The organism is Tomitella cavernea (assembly GCF_016599145.1).
GTDB classification, from domain to species: Bacteria; Actinomycetota; Actinomycetes; order Mycobacteriales; family Mycobacteriaceae; genus Tomitella; species Tomitella cavernae.
Genome location: NZ_JAENKO010000001.1, coordinates 96,462 through 118,784, shown reverse-complemented (window position 1 = coordinate 118,784; position 22,323 = coordinate 96,462). Strand labels below are relative to the sequence as shown.

At 68.9% G+C, this 22,323-nt stretch carries 21 protein-coding genes and 3 tRNA genes; 15 read left to right on the top strand and 9 right to left on the bottom strand.

The window, feature by feature from the left end:
- Window positions 1-89: 89 nt before the first annotated feature.
- The 3 genes from JJ683_RS00540 to JJ683_RS00530 all read left to right on the top strand — a co-directional run bounded on the left by JJ683_RS00540 (window position 90) and on the right by JJ683_RS00530 (window position 1,671).
- A complete protein-coding gene (locus JJ683_RS00540) occupies window positions 90-509 on the top strand; it encodes an ImmA/IrrE family metallo-endopeptidase (protein ID WP_200170728.1) in 420 nt (139 codons plus the stop codon).
- Window positions 509-976: a hypothetical protein gene (locus JJ683_RS00535; RefSeq protein ID WP_200170727.1), complete on the top strand. Its 468-nt coding sequence runs from the start codon at window positions 509-511 to the stop codon at window positions 974-976. Before JJ683_RS00540 ends, JJ683_RS00535 begins: the two co-directional genes overlap by 1 nt.
- Before the next feature lie 311 nt (window positions 977-1,287).
- A complete protein-coding gene (locus JJ683_RS00530; RefSeq protein WP_200170726.1) occupies window positions 1,288-1,671 on the top strand; it encodes an STAS domain-containing protein in 384 nt (127 codons plus the stop codon).
- Between the two features lie 225 nt (window positions 1,672-1,896).
- Here JJ683_RS00530 and JJ683_RS00525 read toward each other — a convergent pair whose 3' ends face one another.
- Genes JJ683_RS00525 through JJ683_RS00515 form a run of 3 tightly spaced genes read right to left on the bottom strand, consistent with a single transcriptional unit; the run spans window position 1,897 to window position 3,793 of the window.
- On the bottom strand, window positions 1,897-2,688 hold the full coding sequence (locus JJ683_RS00525; RefSeq protein ID WP_182359591.1) for a nuclear transport factor 2 family protein: 792 nt from the start codon (window positions 2,686-2,688) through the stop codon (window positions 1,897-1,899).
- Between the two features lie 41 nt (window positions 2,689-2,729).
- Window positions 2,730-3,575, bottom strand: coding sequence for a tyrosine-type recombinase/integrase (locus tag JJ683_RS19335; RefSeq protein WP_277952035.1), 846 nt, complete (start codon window positions 3,573-3,575; stop codon window positions 2,730-2,732).
- 41 nt (window positions 3,576-3,616) lie between these two features.
- Window positions 3,617-3,793 carry a hypothetical protein gene (locus JJ683_RS00515; protein WP_200170724.1) on the bottom strand — a complete coding sequence of 59 codons (177 nt, stop codon included), beginning with the start codon at window positions 3,791-3,793 and terminating at the stop codon, window positions 3,617-3,619.
- A gap of 260 nt (window positions 3,794-4,053) precedes the next feature.
- Here JJ683_RS00515 and JJ683_RS00510 point away from each other — a divergent pair.
- From JJ683_RS00510 to JJ683_RS00495, 4 genes are all read left to right on the top strand, one after another.
- Window positions 4,054-4,126, top strand: a tRNA-Glu gene (locus JJ683_RS00510).
- Window positions 4,127-4,270: 144 nt separating this feature from the next.
- Window positions 4,271-4,344 (top strand) — tRNA-Asp (locus tag JJ683_RS00505).
- A gap of 32 nt (window positions 4,345-4,376) precedes the next feature.
- A tRNA-Phe gene (locus tag JJ683_RS00500) sits at window positions 4,377-4,450 on the top strand.
- A gap of 228 nt (window positions 4,451-4,678) precedes the next feature.
- Entirely contained in the window at window positions 4,679-5,506 is an 828-nt protein-coding gene (locus tag JJ683_RS00495; protein ID WP_372435208.1) for an acyl-CoA thioesterase, read from the top strand.
- 41 nt (window positions 5,507-5,547) lie between these two features.
- Here JJ683_RS00495 and ehuA read toward each other — a convergent pair whose 3' ends face one another.
- The 6 genes from ehuA to JJ683_RS00465 all read right to left on the bottom strand — a co-directional run bounded on the left by ehuA (window position 5,548) and on the right by JJ683_RS00465 (window position 11,586).
- Window positions 5,548-6,309: an ectoine/hydroxyectoine ABC transporter ATP-binding protein EhuA gene (gene ehuA, locus JJ683_RS00490; RefSeq protein WP_200170723.1), complete on the bottom strand. Its 762-nt coding sequence runs from the start codon at window positions 6,307-6,309 to the stop codon at window positions 5,548-5,550.
- Between the two features lie 28 nt (window positions 6,310-6,337).
- The gene (gene ehuD / locus JJ683_RS00485) at window positions 6,338-6,985 is read right to left on the bottom strand and encodes an ectoine/hydroxyectoine ABC transporter permease subunit EhuD (RefSeq protein WP_200170722.1); all 648 of its coding nucleotides are present in this window, start codon (window positions 6,983-6,985) and stop codon (window positions 6,338-6,340) included.
- The gene (gene ehuC / locus JJ683_RS00480; protein ID WP_200170721.1) at window positions 6,982-7,770 is read right to left on the bottom strand and encodes an ectoine/hydroxyectoine ABC transporter permease subunit EhuC; all 789 of its coding nucleotides are present in this window, start codon (window positions 7,768-7,770) and stop codon (window positions 6,982-6,984) included. Before ehuC ends, ehuD begins: the two co-directional genes overlap by 4 nt.
- Window positions 7,771-7,775: 5 nt before the next feature.
- Window positions 7,776-8,690: a transporter substrate-binding domain-containing protein gene (locus tag JJ683_RS00475; protein ID WP_200170720.1), complete on the bottom strand. Its 915-nt coding sequence runs from the start codon at window positions 8,688-8,690 to the stop codon at window positions 7,776-7,778.
- 119 nt (window positions 8,691-8,809) lie between these two features.
- Window positions 8,810-10,333 carry an MFS transporter gene (locus JJ683_RS00470; protein WP_307810610.1) on the bottom strand — a complete coding sequence of 508 codons (1,524 nt, stop codon included), beginning with the start codon at window positions 10,331-10,333 and terminating at the stop codon, window positions 8,810-8,812.
- On the bottom strand, window positions 10,330-11,586 hold the full coding sequence (locus JJ683_RS00465; protein WP_200170719.1) for an alkaline phosphatase family protein: 1,257 nt from the start codon (window positions 11,584-11,586) through the stop codon (window positions 10,330-10,332). The genes JJ683_RS00470 and JJ683_RS00465 overlap by 4 nt, the downstream gene beginning before the upstream one ends.
- A gap of 45 nt (window positions 11,587-11,631) precedes the next feature.
- Between JJ683_RS00465 and JJ683_RS00460 the strand changes: the two genes are divergently transcribed.
- The 8 genes from JJ683_RS00460 to JJ683_RS00425 all read left to right on the top strand — a co-directional run bounded on the left by JJ683_RS00460 (window position 11,632) and on the right by JJ683_RS00425 (window position 22,302).
- Window positions 11,632-12,267 (top strand): TetR/AcrR family transcriptional regulator, encoded by a 636-nt coding sequence (locus tag JJ683_RS00460; protein WP_200170718.1) that lies wholly within the window; start codon window positions 11,632-11,634, stop codon window positions 12,265-12,267.
- Window positions 12,268-12,496: 229 nt separating this feature from the next.
- On the top strand, window positions 12,497-14,158 hold the full coding sequence (locus tag JJ683_RS00455; protein WP_200170717.1) for an AMP-binding protein: 1,662 nt from the start codon (window positions 12,497-12,499) through the stop codon (window positions 14,156-14,158).
- Between the two features lie 5 nt (window positions 14,159-14,163).
- A complete protein-coding gene (locus tag JJ683_RS00450) occupies window positions 14,164-15,777 on the top strand; it encodes a carboxyl transferase domain-containing protein (RefSeq protein WP_242474276.1) in 1,614 nt (537 codons plus the stop codon).
- Window positions 15,778-15,785: 8 nt separating this feature from the next.
- A complete protein-coding gene (locus tag JJ683_RS00445; RefSeq protein ID WP_200170715.1) occupies window positions 15,786-17,873 on the top strand; it encodes an acetyl/propionyl/methylcrotonyl-CoA carboxylase subunit alpha in 2,088 nt (695 codons plus the stop codon).
- Complete coding sequence (locus tag JJ683_RS00440; protein ID WP_200170714.1) at window positions 17,870-19,033, top strand: acyl-CoA dehydrogenase family protein; 1,164 nt, start codon at window positions 17,870-17,872, stop codon at window positions 19,031-19,033. The genes JJ683_RS00445 and JJ683_RS00440 overlap by 4 nt, the downstream gene beginning before the upstream one ends.
- A 17-nt stretch (window positions 19,034-19,050) precedes the next feature.
- Window positions 19,051-19,560 (top strand): MaoC family dehydratase, encoded by a 510-nt coding sequence (locus JJ683_RS00435; protein WP_372435212.1) that lies wholly within the window; start codon window positions 19,051-19,053, stop codon window positions 19,558-19,560.
- Window positions 19,561-19,728: 168 nt separating this feature from the next.
- Window positions 19,729-20,541 carry an HpcH/HpaI aldolase/citrate lyase family protein gene (locus JJ683_RS00430; protein ID WP_307810609.1) on the top strand — a complete coding sequence of 271 codons (813 nt, stop codon included), beginning with the start codon at window positions 19,729-19,731 and terminating at the stop codon, window positions 20,539-20,541.
- 135 nt (window positions 20,542-20,676) lie between these two features.
- Window positions 20,677-22,302 carry an ABC transporter substrate-binding protein gene (locus JJ683_RS00425; protein WP_200170874.1) on the top strand — a complete coding sequence of 542 codons (1,626 nt, stop codon included), beginning with the start codon at window positions 20,677-20,679 and terminating at the stop codon, window positions 22,300-22,302.
- Window positions 22,303-22,323: the final 21 nt, after the last annotated feature.

The following is a 22,323-nucleotide window of genomic DNA, read 5'->3' as shown; positions in this document are numbered from 1 at the left end:
CACGGTGGCGTCCAGAGGACGCCGCTAAGCGTGTCCTCCAGGGACTCGCAGGGCCAGGCTATGAGTTCCAGTACCCGGTCGATCCAGTGATGATCGCGCGCGACCTGGGCATCAACGTCTACTCCGTGCAAATGGACAACAACCGGTCCGGCATGATCGCCAAGGTCGACAGAAATTCGGATCCAGAGATCTTCCTAAACAGCGAGCACGCACCTGTCCGTCAGCGGTTCACCTGTGCGCACGAACTGGGGCACTACTTCCACAACATGACTGCTGCCGGCCCCGAGCACGAAGCCTATGTACATCGCCGCGACGAACGTTCGGCCTGTGGAACGTACGAAGAGGAGATCTACGCGAATCAGTTCGCAGCGGCGCTGCTCATGCCCGAGCCGATTGTGCGAGAGCTGCTGGCGGGGTATCAGGACCCGGTACGTGTGGCCCGCGAACTCGGGGTCTCGCTGGATGCTTTGAAGCACCGGATGAAGAACCTCGGGCTGACGCAGTGGTGATGGAGAACGCGGGAACGCCGATCGAGGACGCGGACGGCGGGGGCCTCCAGAGCACGCAGGTCAACTCGACGGTCACTCCGACGGAGTTGGACGTCAACGAGGTGAAGGAATTGCGTACCCGCGCGCAGGAACTCGAGGAATCGGAGCCGGACAAGCCGCGGCGAACAGCGGCGATGTCGTCCGAGGACTCGGGCGTAGTTGCGGGGCTCAAACCGCTCCAGTCGATGCTGGACGCCACCCTGTTCGGCGACTATCTGCACTACCGTGCCATGAACGCCCATAACCTCCCTGCACGGGAACATCGTGTGAGTGCCTACTGCGAGAACCACCGCGCCTTAGCGTTCGTGTGCACTGCCCTCGACGTGACTACGCGTCTGCTCGTGTGGGTCGCGGTCTACTCTGCACTCGTCGCCATCGTGGGTGCCGCGATCTGGCGCACATTCCTCGAGGCGATCTTCATCTCGTAACGCGTCGAGCCGTTCGTGTGTCGTTCGTTCGGATTACACGGCTGTGCTTCCCGAGGTGGCTGAGCTGCGGCGTCTTGGACGGTTACATAGTTGCGCTAGGCCGCGTAGGGTCGGTCACCTGCGGTTGAAAACATAGCCGTTCCTGGGCATCACTACCTGCCCGTGCAGGCGGGCGGTAGCCGATGAGTCGGCCGCCGCACACGCGCACTGCGCGGCGGCGGCATGTAGCTCGAGTCGAGGAGGAGTGCAGCTTTATGCCAGTACTTCAACCTGCTGCCCCGTGGGCCGATGCCTGCGGTTTCGTTGAGTCCATGTTGTGCGACGGCGCCGTCGATGCCGTTGTCTTCACGATCGACCGGGTGAACCTGGGGCCGACGGTCCTCCTGTCGTTGTCCGGGACGGCGGATGATCCACAGCCGGCCCGTCTCGCGGACGCGTTGGCCGGGCTGCTCGATGACCCGCCCGCCGGCGGCGTCGTGGTCGACGCGACTGGCGTCGATTTCATGAGCACGCCGAGCTTGGCCACCCTGATGGATTTCTGCGGTGCTGCCCGTTACGAGAAGGTGGCGTGTGTGGTGGTGGCGTCGCGTCCGGTGGCACGGCCGTTGCGGATGATCGGCGCCGACGTGGAGCTGCGCCGCAATGTGGGCGAGGCGCTCGCCTACTGCGACGCGCAGGCCGCCATGCGGGTGTGACCGACCATGCTGGGGCGCCTGGGGGCGGAACCGGCGGCGCGCCGGGTGCGTCCAAGTAAGTGTCCGCATCCCCCTGCGGACGAACGGCGCGCACCCCCCTGCGCGTCGGCAACGGCCCCGGACCATTCGGTCCGGGGCCGTTCTGGGGTCGCAGGGTAAGTAGTCGCGCCCGCCGGGGTCTTCGTGGTCCAGCTCATGCAGCATGCGCCGGATCCGTGAGCCGTCTCAGCTTGCGCAGTCTTGGGTCCATCCGGTGGTGCCGTCCGTGAACATGGTCGTGCCCGGCTGGTACATCGTCGGGTCGTCCATGCAGTAGTCGATGGTCTTACCGGTGAGCGGCTGAGGTTCGCCGCGGGGTGCTCCGGTGAACCCGACCGGCGGCGCGCTGTCCGCAGTCGTGACCGACTGCTCGACGGCTGCCGGCGCCGGTGGCGCCAGGTCCTGTGCGGGCTCGGCGTTCGCCGGGGGAGGCATATGCTTGGTGGCTACGGGCGCCGGCTGCGCCGCGGGGACGTTCTCCGGCATGGAGGACTTTGCGGTGGCGCTCGGCGCGGGCTCCGTGCTGGCCTTGGTGCCGGGCCGGATAGGCAGGTCGGGCGCGTCCGGTCCGCAATCGCTCTTCCACCCGTCACCTGTGCGCACCCACAGGTCCGTGTGCGGACCTTCCTCGTCGACGTAGGCGAGAGCCGCGGTATCGCCGGCGACGTACACGTCGGTGACCGTGACCGGGCCGGGCGGGTCCTGCGCGAACGCGTCGGCGAGCCCGTCCTTCCCGCCGAGCATCATCGACATGATCGCCCGGCAGCCGATGGTGAGTTCATCCCACGCCCCCTCGGGTCCGCTGCGCGCATTGTCGAACGCGGTGCGGATGGCGTCCGCGTCAGTGTCGGGTGACTGTACGGCGGGCGCATCAGAGGCCGGCGTGCTACTAGAGCTGTCGGCGATGCTGCTGCCGCAGCCCGCGAGGGCGAGCGCGGCGGCGAGGGCCGGTAAGGCGGCGGTAGCGCGCGTCTTCATTGGTCTCCTTCGATGATCGTCGGTCGGTTCAACCGATTGGATCATGCCGCACGGTCGAACGGGCGGAGACGCTCGACTGCTTGGTTCCGTCGAATGTCGGAGACCTTGGTGTAGATCTGCGTCGTGGCGAGTGACCGGTGCCGGAGCAGCTCTTGCACCGTGCGCAGGTCGGCGCCGTCGTCGAGCAGCGTGGTGCCGAACCAGTGCCGCAGTGAGTGGGGTGTGCCGGCGACCTTGGCCCGTCGCATGGCCCGGCCGACGACGTCGGACACGGACCTGGACCGGACGTGCTCACCGGCGGGGAGTCGTGAGTTCGCGGGGAACCAGTGGCCCCGGCGCGGCATCGTCGCCGCGGCCTCGAGGAGGAGCGGGTGCAGGGGGATCAGCGCGATCCGACCGCCCTTGCCTCGGACGCGGAGGGTGTGGTCGTCGAGGTCGAAGTCCTCGCCGGACACCTTGGCGATCTCGTGGACTCGGAGGCCTGCGAGCGCGGCGAGCAGGACCATGACCCTGGTCTTGGTGCGCATGCGCGAGGTGAGCAGGATCAGCAGGTCGCGGTCGGAGACGGGGCGGGGGAGCCGGTCGGGGTACTTCGGCGTGCCCACCTTGAGCATGGGGTTGTCGGCGCGCAGGTCCTGGGTGTGGAGCCACTTGAACCAGGCGGCGAGGTAGGAGTGGTAGGTCGCGGCCGTGGACTGTGACCACTCGTCGTGGCTGGCGATCCATCGGACGATGTCGATCGGCTGGGCATGTGCCGGCTGCAGCTCGGTCTCGTTGGCGAACGCGGTGATGACTCGGATGCGTTCGGTGATCGTGACGCGGGCGAGGCGGGCAGCGGACTGGTGAACTTCCCAGTCGTCCAGATGCAGGGGGCGCGGTGTTTCCATGGGGGGATTCTTGCGTGCCGCTGCGCTTTGCCGGGGGAAGTTCATCGAATCGTTAGATCGTTGGGGTGCACCGTGTCTCGGGCCCGGGTGTCCTCGAACCAGACGACGACGCCGGACTTGTGGACGCGGCGGATCCAGCAAGGGCGGTCGAGGTTTCGGCCGATGCCGACGTAGGTGACGGCGAGGCCGAGCCGCGCGCGGCATTCATCGAGGGTCATGCCGCGGCCGCCGGCTCGTGTTCCTGCGGGGCGGCGCGTCGGCTGACGAACTTGAGGACCTGAGCGCGCCCAACGTCGGATCTTTTAATCCGCAGGTCGTCGGTTCGAGCCCGACAGGGGGCACGCTGCCGGTCGGGCGCGTTCCGCGTCCGGCCGCCCGGCGACGTCGGGCCGATTTGGCGGAGCGGGACTGTATGCCATATGCTTTCCTCGCTCCCAACGGAAAGCCGTTGAGGGTACTTGCCGAGCCTGCTCGGCGAGCCCCCTTCGTCTAGCGGCCTAGGACACCGCCCTTTCAAGGCGGCGGCGCGGGTTCGAATCCCGTAGGGGGTACGGTCTCACCTGCGTTGCGGTATCGCGTGCGAGCCGTGCCGTGATCGATCACGGTCACGGCTGCGGACCAGGCGATTCGGTTCCGGCGGCGGGACATGGTAGAAATTACTACCGGAAGCGGAAGTTTCCAGTGGTACACAGCAAGGCCCTGTGGCGCAGTTGGTTAGCGCGCCGCCCTGTCACGGCGGAGGTCGCGGGTTCGAGTCCCGTCAGGGTCGCACAAGGTTTCGGTGGTAAGCCGAGACCTTCCGGCCAGGTAGCTCAGTTGGTACGAGCGTCCGCCTGAAAAGCGGAAGGTCGCCGGTTCGACCCCGGCCCTGGCCACAACATCATCAATGCGGACACCCCGGTCGCCCTCGCGGCGCCGGGGTGTCCGCTTTCTTATTAAGGGTCGCGGAGGGAGGCGACGAGCGCGCGACTTCCGCCGCCGGATAGCCTGTCGGAACGCGGCCACGGACCGCCCCGCGGTGCCCCGCGGCGCGGCCCGGCCGCCGTCGGCCGTCGCTGAAGGGCCGCAGACATGTCCGCCCGCCCGTCACGAGGAGTGCAGCCGTGCCGCAGACCACCCACCCGCTCGATGCTTCGCTGGAACTGGCCGCGGGAGACGACGGGACCTTCACCGGCGCCACTTCCGCGGCGTACGCGAACATGGTGGGCCCGTTCGGCGGCAACACGGCCGCGGTGCTGCTGCGCGCGGCCCAGGAGCACCCGGAGCGTCTCGGGGAGCCAGTGGCCCTGACGGTGAACTTCGCGGGGCCCGTCGCGGACGGCGCCTTCACCGTCACCGCCCGCCCCACGCGTACCAACCGCTCCACGCAGCACTGGTTCATCGAGCTCAGCCAGGACGGCGTCGTCGCCACCACCGCCACGGCCGTGTTCGCGGTGCGCCGGAACACCTGGGCGGCGGACGAAGCCGTCATGCCGCAGGTCCCCAGGCCGGACGAGGTCCCGGCACAGCCGATGCCGCCGTTCATCAAGTGGGCGGACAACTACGAGTTCCGCTGGATCGTCGGCGGCATCCCGCAGCCTTCTGCGGACGGCGCGGCACCGGTGGAGAGCGACGATTCGACCACCACGATGTGGGTGCGCGACGTGCCTCCACGCCCCCTCGACTTCGCGGCACTCACCGGCATCTGCGACAGCTTCTACCCGCGGGCGTTTCTGCGGCGCGGCACCGCCCTGCCTGCGGGCACGGTGACCTTCACCGTGTACTTCCACGCTGACTCCGAGGTGCTGGCACGCCAGGGCGACGAGCCGGTGCTGGGCACAGCCAGGGCCAAAACGTTCGGTAAGGGGTACTTCGACCAGGTGGCGGAGATATGGGGCGCCGGCGGCACCCTGCTGGCCACCTCGCACCAGCTCGTGTACTTCAAGGCCTGACGGCCGGTCCGCAGGTCACGTCACGGCCGGCCGACCGGCGCTCAGTCGCCCAGCACCGCGTGCAGGAACTTCCGCGTGCGTTCCTCGTCCGGCGCGCCGAAGATCTTCTCCGGCGAACCCTCTTCGACGATCCGGCCGCCGTCGAACATGAGCACGCGGTTGGACACGTCACGGGCGAAGCGCATCTCGTGCGTGACGATGAGCATCGTGATGTCGGTGGTGCGGGCGATCTCACGGAGCACGTCGAGCACGTCGGAGACGGTCTCCGGGTCCAGCGCCGAGGTCACCTCGTCCAGCAGCAGGATCTCCGGTTCCATGGCCAGCGCGCGGGCGATGGCCACGCGCTGCTGCTGGCCGCCCGACAACTTCGACGGGTGCTGCTGGGCCTTGTCCGCCAGCCCCACCATGTCCAGCAACTCCACCGCGCGCGTGCGGGCGTCCTGCTTGGAGTGCCCGAGCACGCGGACCGGCGCCTCGGTGATGTTGTCGATCACCTTCATATTGGGGAACAGGTTGAAGTGCTGGAACACCATGCCGATGGTGCGCCGGCGGCGACGCAGGTACTTCTCCGGTGCGGGGATCCACTTGCCGCGGCGGCGGACGTGGCTCAGCGGTTCGTCCCCCACCCAGATGATGCCGTCGGTGACCGTCTCCAGTGTCATCAACAGGCGCAGGATGGTCGTCTTGCCCGACCCCGACGGGCCGATGAGCGTGACGCGGTCGCCCCGACGCACCGAGAAGTCCAGGTGGTCGAGCACGGTGTTGTCACCGAACTTCTTCACCACCTTCTCGAATCGGATCATCGGCTGATCCTGCGTGGCGGTCGCTGTGTCAGCTGCGGGCAAGGTGTGCCTCCAGACGGCGGATGAGCAGGGACGTCGGGTAGCTGGCGACCAGGAAGATCAGACCGGCCAGGGTGAGAGCCTCCATGTAGCGGAAGTGGTCGCCGCCGTAGACCTGGGCAACCCGCACCATTTCCGTCACCGTGATGACCGACAGGAACGGGGTGTCCTTGAACATGGCGACGATGTTGTTGCCCAGGGCGGGCACCACGCCGCGCAGGGCCTGGGGCAGGATCACCGCGATCCATGTGCGGCGCCGCGGCAGCGACAGTGCCGTGCACGCCTCCCACTGGTGCTTCGGCACCGCGTCGATGCCGGCGCGGAAGGCTTCGGACTGGTAAGTGGCGTAGTGCACGCCGATGACGGCGATGCCGATGTAGAGCGGTTTGACGGTGGGCATGGCCACGTAGACGGCGGTCAACTGCACCACCAGCGGGGTGGAGCGGATGAAGGTGAATACGAAACTCAGCGGCCAGGTTATGGGCTTGAAGCCGGTCTGCTGGACCACGGCCACGATCAGCCCCGCCACGATCGCGATGGCCGAGCCGATCACGGTGACCAACAGCGTGGTCTTGAACCCCTCGAGGAGGACGGGCAGGACGTCCCAGGTGGTTTCCCAACTCCAGTCGACGCTCATCGGTCACCCCCTCGCGTGCCGCGCGGATCCTCGTCGGATGTCCCGGACGGGGCCCGGTCCGGCGATGCACTGCCGGCGAGCGCCGGCGTCCTGTATCGGCGCGGGTCCCACCATGCGGCGTCGACGAGGCCCAGCCGGTGCTTGGCGAGGTACTCGACTCCCTTCATCAGCCACTCGATCACGTACGCGATGATGAAGTACAGAACGAGCACGATGCCGTACGCGAGGAACGTGTTGCCCGTGGCGTTACGCAGTATCTGCCCTTGGAAGTTCAGGTCCACCAGCGTGATCGCCGAGGCGATGGCGGAGCCCTTGAGCAGCTGGATGATGAGCACCTTCATCGGTGGGATCATCTGCACCCACGCCTGCGGGAAGACGACGCGCCGGAAACGGTCCACCGGCGAGAAGCCCAGGGCCACGGCGGCCTCGCGCTGGGGCACCGGCACCGCCCCCAAGGCGCCGCGGACCACCTCGGCCCCGTAGGCGCCGTAGTTGAGTCCCAGCGCGAGGATGCCGCACAGCATCGGAGATATCTCCACTCCGAGCTGTGGCAGGACGAAGAAGAGCCAGAACATCTGGACCACAAGCGATGTCCCGCGGAAGAACTCGATCACCACCCGCGCGCCACCGCGGACGATGACCGCGGGCGCGGTGGATGCCAGGCCCAGCGCGAAGGCCAGGATGAACATCAGCACCGTTCCGCCCGCGGTCAACTCCAGGGTGACGATCAGGCCGTGCTGGAAATCCGGAAGGTGGTCGAGTACAGCCTGAAGCTGGTCTCCCATACCGCTTACGGCAGCTTCCCGTCGCAGAATGCTTGCGTGGTCCAGTCGGGATCGGGCATCTCGGCCTCGCTGAAGCCGAAGTCGCTGACCAGCGAGAGATAGCGTTCCTTATCGGTGACGATGGGGCGGACCTTCTCATTGAAGGCGTCGACCAGCTCGGTGTCACCCTGCCGGAACGTCGCTGCGCCGCCGCTGATCTGCGGGACCCCGTCGATCACCTGCACGAACGACGGAGTGACATCCACGGGCGCGTCCGGCTGCTGTTTCTTCATGTAATGCAGCGATACGCCGGTGAGCGCGAAGGCGTCGACGCGTCCTGCGGTCACCGCATCCATGCCGTCCTGCGCTGTGTCGACGGACGTCTTGTCGATGCCGAGCTTGTCGCAATACCCGCTCTCGAGAGCGCCCGCCATGACCGCGACGCTGGCGCCCTTCGCGGCCGCGTCGTCGAGGTTCATCAGACCCATCGGGTTCCCGGGCGGGGTCATCAGCGCCGTGGTGTAACGGAACGTGGGGGTGGAGAAAGCCACCTCTTTGCAGCGCTCGGGCAGGATCGACATGTCGGCGCTCACCGCGTCGAAGCGTCCCGCCTTGAGGCCGGGGATCAACCCGCCCCAATCGACCAGCACGCCCTCGACCTCGTCGATGCCGAGCTCCTTGTAGGCGGCGCTGTCGATGGCGATCGCGGCGCCGGTGAGCGTGCCGTCCTCCTTGAAGCTGTGCGGCCGCTCGCCCGCGTAGCCGACGGTGATCTTGCCGGCATCCTGTGCCTTCTGCAGCGTATTGCCGGAGTCGGAGCTTCCGCACCCTGCGAGGGTGAACCCGGTGGCGGCCACGAGGCCCACCCCGCCGGCGCCCGCGAGGAATCCGCGCCGCGAAAAGCCCTGCGTAAGCGGAGTTATCAAAGATTGTCTGCTCATGATCGCGCTCCTCGCCGTGAGCGCCAGCGATGCGGGCGCCACTCGTCGGTTGCTTTCGTGCGTTCGGTCGGATGTGACCTTATAGGTAATTCGTCCCCCATGTGATCGGCACCCCGGAATCACGCCTCGGGGGAGATGCGATCGTGACGTGGCGTTCGACCCGCACGGGCGCGTGTGCCGCGCGCGGGCTTCGGGATCGTCAACGCCACCGCGCAGGCCAGTGCGGCGGCGCCCGCGGCGGCGTAGTACGCGGCGTCGAAGGCGGCGGGCGCGGGCAGATGCGCCAGGGCGGACGGCACGCCCCCGCCCGCTGCGGCGGTGCCGGAGGCCAGGTCCGCCACGCCGACGGTCATCGCGGTGAGCAGCGCCGCCACCACGGCGCTGGCGGTGGAGGTTCCGATGGACCGGAGTAGCGAGTTGAGCCCGTTCGCGGAGGCGGTCTCGGTGCGCGGCACGGACTCCATGATGAGCATCGGCATCGACGAATACGTGATGGCGGTGCCGATGCTGACGAACATCGCCCCGAGCACGATGAAGGCCACCGAATGATCCAGCTGCGTCCGCGCAAGGTAGGCCGCGGCCATCACCGCCGCGCCGACGAACAGGGTGGTGCGTGGGCCGCGGCGGTTGGTGATGTACGCGGAGAACGGCGAGAACAGGGCCATCGCCATGCCGCCGGGGATCATCGCGAAACCGGCTGCCATGACCGACAACCCGAATCCGTGGGCCAGGGAGTCCGGAAGCTGAAGTTGCTGCGTGGTGAGCAGCATGTTCGCATACATGGAGAACCCGACGAGCGCGGACGCGGCGTTGGTGAGCAGGACAGGCCTGCGGGTGGAGGTGCGCAGGTCCACGAGCGGATTGGCGACGCGCCGCTCGAACGGGATCCAGACGCCGAGCAGCGCGGCCGCCGCCGCGAAGGTGGCGAGTGTTTCGGCGCTCGACCAGCCCCACGCCCCGCCCTTCGTGATCGCCATGAGCAGCGCGGTGAGGGCGCCGGAGAGCAGGATGGCGCCGAACCAGTCGAAGCGCCCTCCGGTGCGCACCGGCGATTCCGGCACGACGACCCGCACCGCCACCAGCATGACCGTGCCGAATGCCGCGGGCACCCAGAAGATTCCCTGCCACCCGACGGCGGTGTCGATGACCCCGGCGAGCGGCAGGGCCAGCGCGCTGCCGATGCCGAGGGTGGCGCTCATGAGGGCGGTCGCCCCCGCCACTTTGCGTGCGGGCAGATGGTCGCGCAGCAGCGAGATGCCCACGGGGATCAGCGCTATGGCGAAGCCCTGCAGCCCGCGGCCCACGACCGCCGCGGCGAACGACGACGACACGGCCGGCAATGCGGAGCCGGTCACCATGAACGCCAGCGACACCTGCAGCATCCGCTTCTTTCCGACCATGTCCGCGAGCCGTGAGATCAACGGCGTCCCCACCGCGGCGGTGAGCAGGGTGATGGTGATCAACCAGGACGCGTCGTCGGCGCGCACGCCGAAGATCGTCGGGAAGTCGGGCAGGATCGGCACGACCATCGTCTGCAGCAGGGCCACCGACGTGCCGGTGAGGCACAGCACGAGCGTGATGAGCGACGGCGAACGGCCAGGCTCTGCCGACCCCGGCGTGAGTTCCTTCCCGCCCCGGATCACCGGAACCCCAGCAACGGGATCTCGCGTTCGACGGGGGTCAGCGCACCGTGGTGACCGATCAGCCGCGACTGTAGCGGCTCTCGCGAGCGGCGGATGAGCGCCGAGGTCCCGGTGGCGACGGCGAGCACGTCACCGATACGCCGGCGCGCGTCGTCGGTGACGACGGGACCGAACCAGCCGCGCGCGATCGCGTCGTCGCGTTCTACGACGGTGAACTGCTGCGCGGGCCTGCCGTCCGCGCGTGCGGCCAGCGTCTCCGCCCACCGGCTGCGCACGTCCGCGGCGGCACCCTCGCGTGTGTAGACGTGCCTGTCGCGGGGCTCGCCGCCGATCAGCCGCACCCCGTCGAGCAGGTCGGAGTCGGCGGCCACGCCGTCGCGGTCGTCGAGGTCCAGCGGGTCGTCGATTCCCAGCATGCCGTGATCGGCGGTGACGATCAGCGCGGCGTCCTCCGGCAGGTCGCGCACGATCGTGGCGGCGAGCAGGTCGACCTGGGCGAGTTCGTCGCGCCAGGAGTCGGAATCGGGCCCGCGGACGTGGCCGGTGAGGTCGAGGTCGCCGTGGTAGGTGTACACCAACGCGCGATCGGAGGTGGCGAGTGCGGCGACCGAGCGCGCGGCGAGGTCGCCGAGGGAGAACGCGGCGTCGAACCGTCCGCCGCGCAGCGATGCCCTGGTGAGGCCGGACGCGGCCTGGTAACCGGGCGCGACGCGGGTGACGGCGACGCCCGCGTCGGCCGCGCGCTCGAAGGCCGTGGGGCGGGGCTGGAACTGCTCCGGGGGCAGTTCGGCGAGCAGGTCGACGTGGTCGCCCTCGCCGTGCAGGCGCCAGCGCAGCGGGTTCATGGCGCGATCGAACCCGGGCACGGCCATGAGGTACCCGACCAGGCCGTGCTCGCCCGGGGGGACGCCTGTGCCCAGGGAGCTGAGGCTCACCGCGGTCGTGGAGGGGAACCCCGTGCCGATCACCCGCATCGACTCCGCGGTGGCGGGCGCGACGCGCGAGGTCAGCAGCGGTGCCGCGTCCGCGCAGTCCGCGAGCTGGCGCGCGCCGAGCCCGTCGACGAGCAGGATGCACAGGCGGCGCGCCGGTGCCGCGCCGAGCAGCGCGTGCAGGTCGAGCCTGTCGGCCTCGCCTGGGATCCCGAGCACCGCGAGCGCGCTTGGCACGAGGTCCGCGATGGTGCCGGAACCGTACGCGGGAACGGGTACCGACGGGTCGTGCTGCCGGGATGAGGAGGTGACCGTCGCCATCACCTGAGGGTATCCGGGCGGCCGCAGCATCGTATTGTCGGCGGCATGACCGGAGTCGAAGCGGATGGCGCGGACACCTCGGCGGAAGGCGGGACGTTGCGCGACAGGCAGAAGGCCGACAGGCGCCTGCGCCTGCTCAACGCCGCAGCACGCCTGTTCGCCGACCGCGGCTACGGCGGCGTCTCGATGCGCGACCTGGGTGCCGCGGCGGACGTGAGCGGCCCGGCGGTGTACCGGCACTTCGCGAGCAAGCAGGACGTCCTCGTGGAGCTTCTCGTGGGCATCAGCGAACGGCTCCTGGCGGACGGTAGGGCGCAGGTGTCGATTGCGGACGGACCCGACGACGCCCTCCGGCGCCTGGTCGCGGCGCACGCCCGGTTCGCGGTGGCCGACGAGGACCTCATCCGGATCCAGGACCGCAGCCTGTCCGTGCTGGAGCCGGATGCGGAGAGGCGTGTCCGGCGGCTGCAGCGCGAGTATGTGGAGCTGTGGGCCAGCACTCTGTGCGAACTCGATGCGCGGCTGTCGGTGCGCGACGCCCGGTTCCGCGCGCATGCGGCGTTCGGGCTGATGAACTCCACGCCGCACGCGCCGTCGGTCGACGCAGTCGGGGGCGGCCACGCGGTGCGCCTGTTGTCGGCGATGGCGCTGGCCGCCTTGCGCGTGCCGCTCGCCGACTGATCCGGATTCCTCTCATGCCCTCCGTTCGGCCGTGCCCGGCCGCGGAATACTCGGGCGTCCCAGTGATGGTGGACACATCGGCGCCCTCGGTGCTAGCCTCAGTTATCGGTTGTTAACCGAGTGTGGGAGCGGGTCCGGGCATGGCCGGGCCGGATCGCGCGCCGCGGGCCGGGCGCCCGCTGTCAACCGGGTGACCTGCACGGAGCGCCAGCGGAATCGGGAGAGCAGAATGGTCGATGCGGATCGCCGCGGGGTTTCCGCGGACCGGGGGCAGTCGTCGTACGCGCAGGGCGAGGGGGCACCGCCGCTGCTGGAACAGACGATCGGGGCGAACCTCGCCGCCACCACCGTGCGCCACCCGGAGCGTGAGGCCCTGGTGGATTGCGCGGTCGGCCTGCGCTGGAACTACACCGAACTGCGGACGGCGGTCCGCAGGCTGGCCGCAGGGCTGCTGCGCACCGGCGTCCGCACCGGAGACAGGGTGGGGATCTGGGCGCCCAACCGCTGGGAGTGGGTGATCGTCCAGTTCGCCACCGCGGAGATCGGCGCCGTGCTGGTGAACATCAACCCCGCCTACCGCGCGTTCGAACTCGAATACGCGCTCGAGAAATCCGGGATCACTGCGGTCTTCGCCGCGGAGAGTTTCAAGGACTCCGACTACCGCGCGATGCTCGACGAGGTCGCGCCCCGCTGCCCCGTCCTCACCGACGTCGTCTACCTCGGGTCGGACCGGTGGGCCGAGCTCGCGGACCGGCCGCTCGACGCCGCCGACGAGGCGGCGGTGAACGCGGCGGCCGCGCGGCTGGACCGGAACGACCCGATCAACATCCAGTACACCTCCGGCACCACCGGGCGCCCCAAAGGTGCCACGCTGACCCACCGCAACATCCTCAACAACGGGTTCATGGTCGGCGAGCTGATCGACTACACCGAACACGACCGCATTTGCATCCCGGTGCCGTTCTACCACTGCTTCGGCATGGTGATGGGCAACCTTGCGGCCACCAGCAGGGGCGCCGCGATGGTGATCCCCGCACCGGGCTTCGACCCGCGGGCCACGCTCCGCGCTGTGCAGGATGAGCGCTGCACCAGCCTTTACGGCGTGCCGACGATGTTCATCGCGGAGCTGGGGCTGGCGGACTTCGACACGTTCGACCTGTCCAGCCTGCGCACCGGCATCATGGCCGGATCGACGTGCCCGGCGGAGGTCATGCGCAAGGTCATCGACCGGATGAACATGAAGGACGTCTCGATCTGCTACGGGATGACCGAGACCTCGCCGGTGTCCACGCAGACCCGCACTGCGGACACGCTCGAGCAGCGGGTGGGCACCGTCGGGCGCGCGGGGCCGCACGTGGAGGTCAAGGTGGTCGACCCGGCCGACGGCTCCACGCTGCCGCGCGGCGAGGCCGGCGAGTTCTGCAGCCGCGGATACATCGTGATGCGGGGGTACTGGGAGGACCAGGCCAAGACCAGCGAGGCCATCGACGCCGAGGGCTGGATGCACACGGGCGACCTCGCCGTGATGGACGATGACGGATACCTCAGCATCACCGGACGGATCAAGGACATGGTGATCCGCGGCGGGGAGAACATCTACCCGCGTGAGATCGAGGAGTTCCTTTACACCCACCCCGACATCGTGGACGCGCAGGTGATCGGCGTGCCCGATGAGAAGTTCGGCGAGGAGCTCATGGTGTGGATCAAGCTGCGCGACGGTGCGGACGCACTGACGGCCGACGGGTTGCGGGAGTACTGCCGGGGCAGGCTCGCTCACTTCAAGATTCCTCGGTACGTGCACATTGTCGACGAGTTCCCGATGACGGTCACCGGGAAGATCCGCAAGGTGCAGATGCGTACAGAGTCCCTCGAACTGATCGGGAAGAAATGACGACGATGACGGACACTGCAGCGGAGAGCGGGTACGCCGACCAGCACCGCGCGCTGGTCACGGAGCTGCGGGAGCGGCTGGCTTCGGCCGCGCTGGGCGGCGGCGAGCGCGCCCGGCAGCGGCATGTCGACCGCGGGAAGCTGCTCCCGCGCGACAGGGTGGAGCGCCTCCTGGACGCCGGTTCGCCGTTCCTCGAGATCGCCCCGCTGGCAGCCGGCGGCATGTACGACGACGAGTGCCCGGGCGCGGGCGTCATCGCCGGCGTCGGCCGGGTGGCCGGCCGCGAGTGCGTGGTGGTCGCGAACGACGCCACCGTCAAGGGCGGCACCTACTATCCGATGACGGTGAAGAAGCACTTGCGGGCGCAGGAGGTGGCGCTGCAGAACAACCTGCCGTGCATCTACCTCGTCGACTCGGGCGGCGCGTTCCTGCCCCGGCAGGACGAGGTGTTCCCGGACCGCGACCACTTCGGCCGCATCTTCTACAACCAGGCGACGATGAGCGCGCGGGGCATCCCGCAGGTCGCGGCCGTCATGGGCTCGTGCACGGCGGGCGGAGCCTATGTGCCGGCGATGAGCGACGAGGCCGTCATCGTCCGCGAACAGGGCACGATCTTCCTGGGCGGCCCGCCGTTGGTGAAGGCGGCGACCGGCGAGGTGGTGACCGCGGAGGAACTCGGCGGCGGGGAACTGCACTCGAAGGTCTCCGGGGTCACCGACCACCTCGCCGACGACGACGAGGACGCGCTCGGAACGGTCCGGCGCATCGCCGGCACTTTCGGCCCGCGCGCGGATCCCCCGTGGGAGGTGGCCGAATCCGTGCCGCCGCTCCACGACCCGGAGACCGTCTACGACGTGGTTCCGCCGGACTCGCGCATCCCGTACGACGTGCGCGACGTCATCAGCCGGATCGTCGACGGCGCAGCCGGGCCCGGACCCGGGGACGCGGGGAGCGGATTCCAGGAGTTCAAGGCGGAGTACGGCAAGACGCTCGTCACCGGGTTCGCGCGGGTGCACGGGCACCCCGTCGGCATCGTCGCCAACGCGGGCGTGCTCTTCTCCGAGTCCGCCATGAAGGGAGCACACTTCATCGAACTGTGCGACAAGCGCCGGATCCCGCTGCTGTTCCTGCAGAACATCTCCGGGTTCATGGTGGGGCGGGACTACGAGGCGGGCGGCATCGCCAAGCACGGCGCGAAGATGGTCACCGCCGTCGCGTGCGCTCGGGTGCCCAAGCTCACCGTCGTCATCGGCGGAAGCTACGGAGCCGGCAACTACTCGATGTGCGGGCGCGCGTATTCGCCGCGGTTCCTGTGGATGTGGCCCAACGCGCGGATTTCCGTGATGGGCGGTGAACAGGCCGCCTCGGTGTTGGCCACGGTGCACGGCGACCGCCTCGACGCCCAGGGCGAAAGCTGGTCCGACGAGGACGCCGAGCGGTTCAAAGCCCCGCTGCGCGAGCAATACGAACGGCAAGGCAGTCCCTATTATTCGACGGCGCGGCTGTGGGACGACGGCGTCATCGACCCCGCCGACACACGCACCGTCGTGGGCCTGGCGCTGGCCGCTGCGGCGAACGCCCCGCTCGAGCCGGTCTCCTACGGCGTCTTCAGGATGTGAGTCAACAGATGCAGAAATCCGAGCGCAAGCAGGGGTTCGACACGGTTCTGGTGGCCAACCGCGGCGAGATCGCGGTACGCGTGATGCGCACGCTGCGCCGGCTGGGCATCCGGTCGGTCGCGGTGTACAGCGACGCGGACGCCGACGCACGGCACGTCGCGGAGGCGGACGTGGCGGTCCGCCTGGGGCCCGCTGCGGCGCGGGAGAGCTACCTGCGCATCGACAGGGTCATCGACGCGGCGCTGCGCACCGGCGCACAGGCGGTGCACCCCGGGTACGGCTTCCTGTCGGAGAACGCCGAGTTCTCCGCCGCCTGCGACGAGGCGGGTATCGCTTTTTTGGGGCCCTCGGCGCGGGCGATCGAGGTGATGGGCGACAAGATCACCGCGAAAAAGGCGGTCACCGCGTTCGACGTGCCGGTGGTGCCCGGCATCGCCGAACCCGGTCTCACCGACGAGCAACTGGTCGCCGCGTCCGGGGATATCGGCTTCCCGGTGCTCATCAAGCCGTCGGCCGGCGGCGGCGGCAAGGGCATGCATCTGGTGCACGAGCCGTCGGCGCTGCCGGAGGCGCTGGCGACCGCGCGGCGCGAGGCGGCATCGGCGTTCGGTGACGACACCCTCTTTCTGGAACGGTACGTGTTGCGGCCCCGCCACATCGAGGTCCAAGTGCTCGCCGACCGCCACGGCGGCGTCGTGCACCTGGGCGAACGCGAGTGCAGCCTGCAGCGCCGGCACCAGAAGGTCATCGAAGAGGCGCCATCCCCGCTGCTGGACGAGGAAACCCGCGCGCGCATCGGTGCCGCCGCGTGCGACACGGCGCGCAGCGTCGACTACCTCGGCGTGGGGACGGTGGAGTTCATCGTCTCCGCGGACCACCCGGACGAGTTCTTCTTCATGGAGATGAACACGCGACTGCAGGTGGAGCATCCGGTCACCGAGATGGTCACCGGCGTCGACCTGGTCGAGTGGCAGTTGCGGGTGGCGGCGGGGGAGAGGATCGACTTCCACCAGGACGACGTCGTCATGACCGGACACGCGGTGGAGGCGCGCGTGTACGCCGAGGACCCGGCGCGCGGATTCCTTCCCACCGGCGGCACGGTGCTCGCGGCGCTGGAGCCGCGGGGGGACGGGGTGCGCGTCGACTCGGCGCTGCGCGACGGCACGACGGTGGGCAGCGACTACGATCCGATGCTCGCGAAGGTCATCGCTTGCGGCGCCGACCGGGCGGAGGCGATGTCCAGGCTCGACCGCGCGCTGGCGCACACCGCGGTGCACGGCGTGCAGACGAACGTCGAGTTCCTGCGGTATCTGCTGGCCGACGAGCGCGTGGCGGCGGGCGACCTGGACACCCTGCTGCTCGACGCGCGCGCCGAGCAGTTCGAGCCCGCCCCGGCGCCGGACGACACGATGGTCGCGGCCGCGCTGGTACGCCAGCAACGCCTGATCGTGGGAGGGAGATCCCCCTGGGAGACGGAGGTCGGCTGGCGGGTGGGCGGCACGGCGCCGGTGCGCACGCGCATGCGCAGCCCGCTGCGCGCGGAGACCGTCTCGATGTGGGGTGCTCCCGCCGCGGCGCGGGTACACGTGGGCGAGCAGCCGCCCGTCGACGCGTCGGTGCGAGATTACGCGCCGGAGCCGGGCGGCAGCCTGGGCGCCGTCATCGACGGCGTGCACAGGTCCTACCGGGTCTCGGAGTCCGGGAGCGACGTCTGGGTGAGTGACGACCGCGGCACCTGGCGGCTCGGCGAGGAGGAGGTGCGCAGGATCGCACGCTCCCGCGGTCCGCAGCAGGCCGAGGTCCTCAGCCCCATGCCCGGAAGCGTGATCGCCGTCGTCGCCGCCACCGGATCCACCGTGGCGGAGGGAGACCCCGTGGTCGTCGTGGAGGCGATGAAGATGGAGCACACGCTCACAGCGCCGGTGGCGGGGACCGTCGAGAACCTGGTGGCGGTGGGGGAGCAGGTCGGCCTCGAACAGGTGCTGGCCCGGCTGGTGCCCGACGCCGGTGCGGACGGTACGGGTGCGGACGGAGCCGGCGAGGCCCCTGCGGAACAGGACGATACAGCGGAGACGATCGCACAGGAGGCATCGTGACGACGAGCATGGCGGCGGAACTGCCGGAGGACTACCGGACGCTCAGCGAGACGGTGGCGGACTTCGCCGACACCGTGGTGGCGCCGGTGTCGGCGCACCACGACCGCGAACACGCCTTCCCCTACGCGGTGATCGAGCAGATGGGGGAGATGGGGCTGTTCGGCCTGCCGGTGCCCGAGGAGTACGGCGGCATGGGCGGCGACTACTTCGCCCTCGCCCTGGCGCTTGAACAGCTGGGGCGGGTCGACCAGTCCGTGGCCATCACCCTGGAGGCCGGCGTAGGCCTCGGATTGATGCCGATCTACAAGTTCGGCACCGAGGAGCAGAAGCGGACGTGGCTGCCGGACCTCGCCGCTGGACAGCGCCTCGCCGGGTTCGGGCTCACCGAGCCGGGCGCGGGATCCGATGCGGGGGCAACGAAGACCACCGCCCGGGCCGACGGCGACGAATGGGTGATCAACGGCGCCAAGCAGTTCATCACGAACTCGGGCACGGACATCACCTCGCTCGTCACCGTCACCGCCGTCACGGGTGCCCGGTCCGACGGGCGCAAGGAGATATCCACGATCATCGTCCCGGCCGGCACGCCGGGATTCGTCGCCGAACCCGCCTACGACAAGGTCGGGTGGAACGCCTCGGACACGCACCCGCTGTCGTTCACAGACGCCCGGGTGCCCGCCGGGAACCTGCTCGGCGAGCGCGGCCGCGGGTACGCGAACTTCCTGTCCATCCTCGACGAGGGACGAGTGGCCATCGCGGCCCTCTCCACCGGCGCGGCCCAAGGGTGCGTGGACGAGTCGGTCAAGTACGCGTGTGAACGGCAGTCGTTCGGCAGGCCGATCGGCGAATACCAGGCCGTGAGCTTCAAGATCGCCCGCATGGAGGCGCGCGCGCACACAGCCCGGCTCGCCTACTACGACGCGGCAGCGAAGATGCTGGCCGGCAAGCAGTTCAAGAAGGAGGCGGCGATAGCCAAGATGGTGTCCTCGGAGGCGGCGATGGACAATGCGCGCGATGCCACGCAGATCCACGGCGGCTACGGCTTCATGAACGAATACCCGGTGGCCCGCCACTACCGCGACAGCAAGATCCTCGAGATCGGCGAGGGCACCACCGAGGTTCAGCTGATGCTCATCGCACGTGAATTGGGGTTCCGGTGAACGCGCCGGGTGCCGGCCTGCCGCAGGAGGGCGCCGGGCGGCAGGCACCGTCCGAGACGCTGCGGGAGGTGGTGCAGCGCGGGCTGTGGTTCGAGGAGTTCGAGACCGGGGTGGTGTACAAGCACAGCCCCGGCCGCACGCTCACCGAGGCCGACAACGTCCTGTTCACGACACTGACGATGAACACGCAGTCGCTGCACCTGGACGCGGCGTGGGCGCAGGGGCAGCAGTTCGGGCAGCGGCTGATGAACTCGATGCTCACCCTCTCCACGCTCGTCGGGCTGTCCGTCGCGCAGCTGTCGCAGGGCACCATCGTCGCCAACCTGGGCTTCTCCGAGATCGCCTTCCCCAAGCCGATGTACCACGGCGATACCCTCTACGGCGAGACCGTGGTGCTGGCCAAACGCGAGTCGCGCAGCCGCCCCGACGAGGGCATCGTGACGCTGGAGCACGTGGGACGCAATCAGGACGGCGTGATCGTCGCCCGCGCGGTCCGTGCCACCTTGATGCAGAAGCGGCCACGATGATGCAGAAGCGGCCACGATGATGCAGAAGCGGCCACGATGATGCAGAAGCGGCCACGATGATGCAGAAGCGGCCACGATGATTGCAGAAACGGACACAGCGATTGCAGAAACGGTGACGTTGATGCCGTCGCCACCCGACACCGATCGCGACCACGGAGGCGAACGAACGTGACAGCACCATCCGAACTGACAGTGGGGCCCGCGTGGCTGTTCTGCCCCGCAGACCGTCCGGAGCGCTACGCCAAGGCGGCGAGCGCGGCCGACGTCATCATCCTCGACCTGGAGGACGCGGTCGCGCCCGCGGACAAAGAAGCAGCCAGGCAGGCGCTGGTCGACCACCCGCATGACCCGGCCAGCACCGTCGTGCGGGTCAACTCCGCGGATTCGCCGGAGCAGGCGCTGGACCTCGAGGCGCTTGCGGAGACGGAGTACACGCACGTGATGCTCGCCAAGACTGAATCGGGGGAGCAGATTGCGGAGTTGGCGCCCCGGCGGGTGATCGCCCTTGTGGAGACCCCGCGCGGGGCGGTGGCGGTACGGGAGATCGCAGCGCAGCCCGCGACGGCGGGCCTGATGTGGGGCGCGGAGGATCTCGTGGCCGGTCTCGGCGGCAGTTCCAGCAGGACAGCCGACGGCGCATACCGCCCGGTGGCGCAGCAGGTGCGCAGCACGGTGCTGCTCGCTGCGAAGGCATTCGGCAAGCTCGCGCTGGACGCCGTCCATCTGGACATCGCGGATCTGGACGGGCAGCGGGCGGAGGCGCTCGACGCGGTCTCGACGGGCTTCGACGCCTCGGCGTGCATCCATCCCGCGCAGGTCGCGGAGGTGCGTGCGGCGTACCGGCCTTCCGATGCCGAGATCGACTGGTCGCGCCGTGTCCTGGCGGCGGCGGAGGGTCAGCGCGGGGTGTTCGCCTTCGAGGGCGCCATGGTCGACTCGCCGGTGCTCCGCCACGCCGAGGCGGTCCTGCGCAGGGCTTGATTCCGGTCATGTGACGCGGGCGGTGCATTTCAATTATTGAGATCAGAGACACATTGAGGTGCCCGTCCTACTACGGTTCGTTCCGAACCGTCGCCGGGATCGGACCCCGGCGGCAATGCAACGGTGAGGACTGCAGTGAAAAGACCATGGATACGTTCGGGCGTACGGCTCGCGGCGGTCGGCGCGGCCGCGGCCCTGCTGGCGGCGGGATGCGCCTCGAACGGCGACAGCGGCTCTCCTTCCGGGGGCGCCACCTCCGACGGGGCGACCACCATCGGCTTCGTCGGTGCCGGCGCAGCCGATTCCGGCGACCCTGTCGACGGCGGCACGCTGACATTCGGTTCGTACTCGTTCCCCAGCTCGCTCGACCCCACGAAGACGCTGGCGGCCGGGTCCAATGGCGGTACCGAGATGGCCGCAATCTACGACACGCTGGTGCGCACCGATCCGGGCAGCGGAGATTTCATTCCGCAGCTCGCGGAGAAGATCGAGCACAATGATGACTACACCGAGTTCACCCTGACGCTGCGTGACGGTGTCACGTTCAGCGACAACTCCCCGTTGGACTCGGCGGCCGTCAAGTGGAGCATCGACAGGTACGTCGAGGCCGGCCGTGACGTCGCGCAAGTGTGGTCGGACATCGTCACTTCCACCGGCACACCCGATGCGCATACCGTGAAAATCACGCTCAACAGGCCGTGGAAGCAGTTCCCGGTGCTGCTGGCCATGGGGCCGGGCATGATCGTCGGCCAAGGCTCCGACGCGGGCGGCGACTTCACCCCCATCGGCGCCGGCCCGTACACCCTCGGCCAGTTCGCCCCCAGCGAGAAGATCGTGCTCAATGCGCGCGAGGACTACTTCGCCGGCAAGCCGCACCTGGACACGGTCACCTTCGTGCCCACCAGCGGCGCGCAGCAGCAGCTCGAGTCGCTGCAGAGCGGCCAGCTGTCGATGACCTACATCAACCGTGACTCTCAGGTGATCAATCAGGCAGTCGATGCGGGTCTGCCGGGTTACCTGGACATTCAGGGTCTGGGCAGCCTCGGCTTCATCAACCAGCACGAGGGCCGGCCAGGTGCCGACGTCCGCGTGCGCCGGGCAATCGCTTACGGCGTGGACCCCGAGGTGCTCAATCAGCGCGTGGAAAACGGGCTCGGCATCGCCGACTCGGCCATCGTCCCGGAGAGTTCCCGCTGGTATGACGGCGCGAAAGGCGTGCCGTTCGACCCCACCCAGGCGAAGAAGTTCCTCGATGAGGCGAAGGCCGACGGCTACGACGGCACCCTGCACTACCTGTCCGGGAACGACCCGTCGGCGCGGGCCGCGGCGCTGGCGGTGCAGGCGCAGCTGAACGCCATCGGCTTCAATGTGCAGATCGACTATGCGAACAGCGTCAACGACCTGGTCCGAAAGATGTTCGTCGATCACGACTTCGATATGGCACGCAGTGCATTGCAGTTCATGGACGATGCCCCGTACCTGCGTCTGTATGCCGGCCTGGGCAGCGACGCCAACAACAATGCGTCAGGCTACTCGGATCGCAAAATGGATGAGCTGCTCACAGCCGTGCAGACCGCGACCGACGACAACGCCAAGAAGGCAGCGATCGACGAGGTTCAGGCACAGGCCAACGAGACCATCCCCTACGCCATCTGGGGACCTGCGAAGGTGCTCACTATATGGAATGACGACGTGCACGGCGTCAAGCGCAGCGCTGACAACATCTTCCTGCTCGACTCCGCGTGGGTGACGGGATCCTGACCCCCGTCTGACACTGAATCG

What these genes read in the sequence shown, in the direction of transcription:
- JJ683_RS00525 (WP_182359591.1), bottom strand. Translation starts at nt 2,688, where the DNA reads ATGAAGACGCGCGCTACCGCCGCCTTACCGGCCCTCGCCGCCGCGCTC.
- JJ683_RS00515 (WP_200170724.1), bottom strand. Translation starts at nt 3,793, where the DNA reads ATGACCCTCGATGAATGCCGCGCGCGGCTCGGCCTCGCCGTCACCTAC.
- JJ683_RS00455 (WP_200170717.1), top strand. Translation starts at nt 12,497, where the DNA reads ATGGTCGATGCGGATCGCCGCGGGGTTTCCGCGGACCGGGGGCAGTCG.
- JJ683_RS00445 (WP_200170715.1), top strand. Translation starts at nt 15,786, where the DNA reads ATGCAGAAATCCGAGCGCAAGCAGGGGTTCGACACGGTTCTGGTGGCC.
- JJ683_RS00530 (WP_200170726.1), top strand. Translation starts at nt 1,288, where the DNA reads ATGTTGTGCGACGGCGCCGTCGATGCCGTTGTCTTCACGATCGACCGG.
- JJ683_RS00460 (WP_200170718.1), top strand. Translation starts at nt 11,632, where the DNA reads ATGACCGGAGTCGAAGCGGATGGCGCGGACACCTCGGCGGAAGGCGGG.
- ehuD (WP_200170722.1), bottom strand. Translation starts at nt 6,985, where the DNA reads ATGAGCGTCGACTGGAGTTGGGAAACCACCTGGGACGTCCTGCCCGTC.
- ehuC (WP_200170721.1), bottom strand. Translation starts at nt 7,770, where the DNA reads ATGGGAGACCAGCTTCAGGCTGTACTCGACCACCTTCCGGATTTCCAG.
- JJ683_RS00540 (WP_200170728.1), top strand. Translation starts at nt 90, where the DNA reads ATGATCGCGCGCGACCTGGGCATCAACGTCTACTCCGTGCAAATGGAC.
- JJ683_RS00535 (WP_200170727.1), top strand. Translation starts at nt 509, where the DNA reads ATGGAGAACGCGGGAACGCCGATCGAGGACGCGGACGGCGGGGGCCTC.
- JJ683_RS00465 (WP_200170719.1), bottom strand. Translation starts at nt 11,586, where the DNA reads ATGGCGACGGTCACCTCCTCATCCCGGCAGCACGACCCGTCGGTACCC.
- JJ683_RS00450 (WP_242474276.1), top strand. Translation starts at nt 14,164, where the DNA reads ATGACGGACACTGCAGCGGAGAGCGGGTACGCCGACCAGCACCGCGCG.
- JJ683_RS19335 (WP_277952035.1), bottom strand. Translation starts at nt 3,575, where the DNA reads ATGGAAACACCGCGCCCCCTGCATCTGGACGACTGGGAAGTTCACCAG.
- JJ683_RS00475 (WP_200170720.1), bottom strand. Translation starts at nt 8,690, where the DNA reads ATGAGCAGACAATCTTTGATAACTCCGCTTACGCAGGGCTTTTCGCGG.
- ehuA (WP_200170723.1), bottom strand. Translation starts at nt 6,309, where the DNA reads ATGATCCGATTCGAGAAGGTGGTGAAGAAGTTCGGTGACAACACCGTG.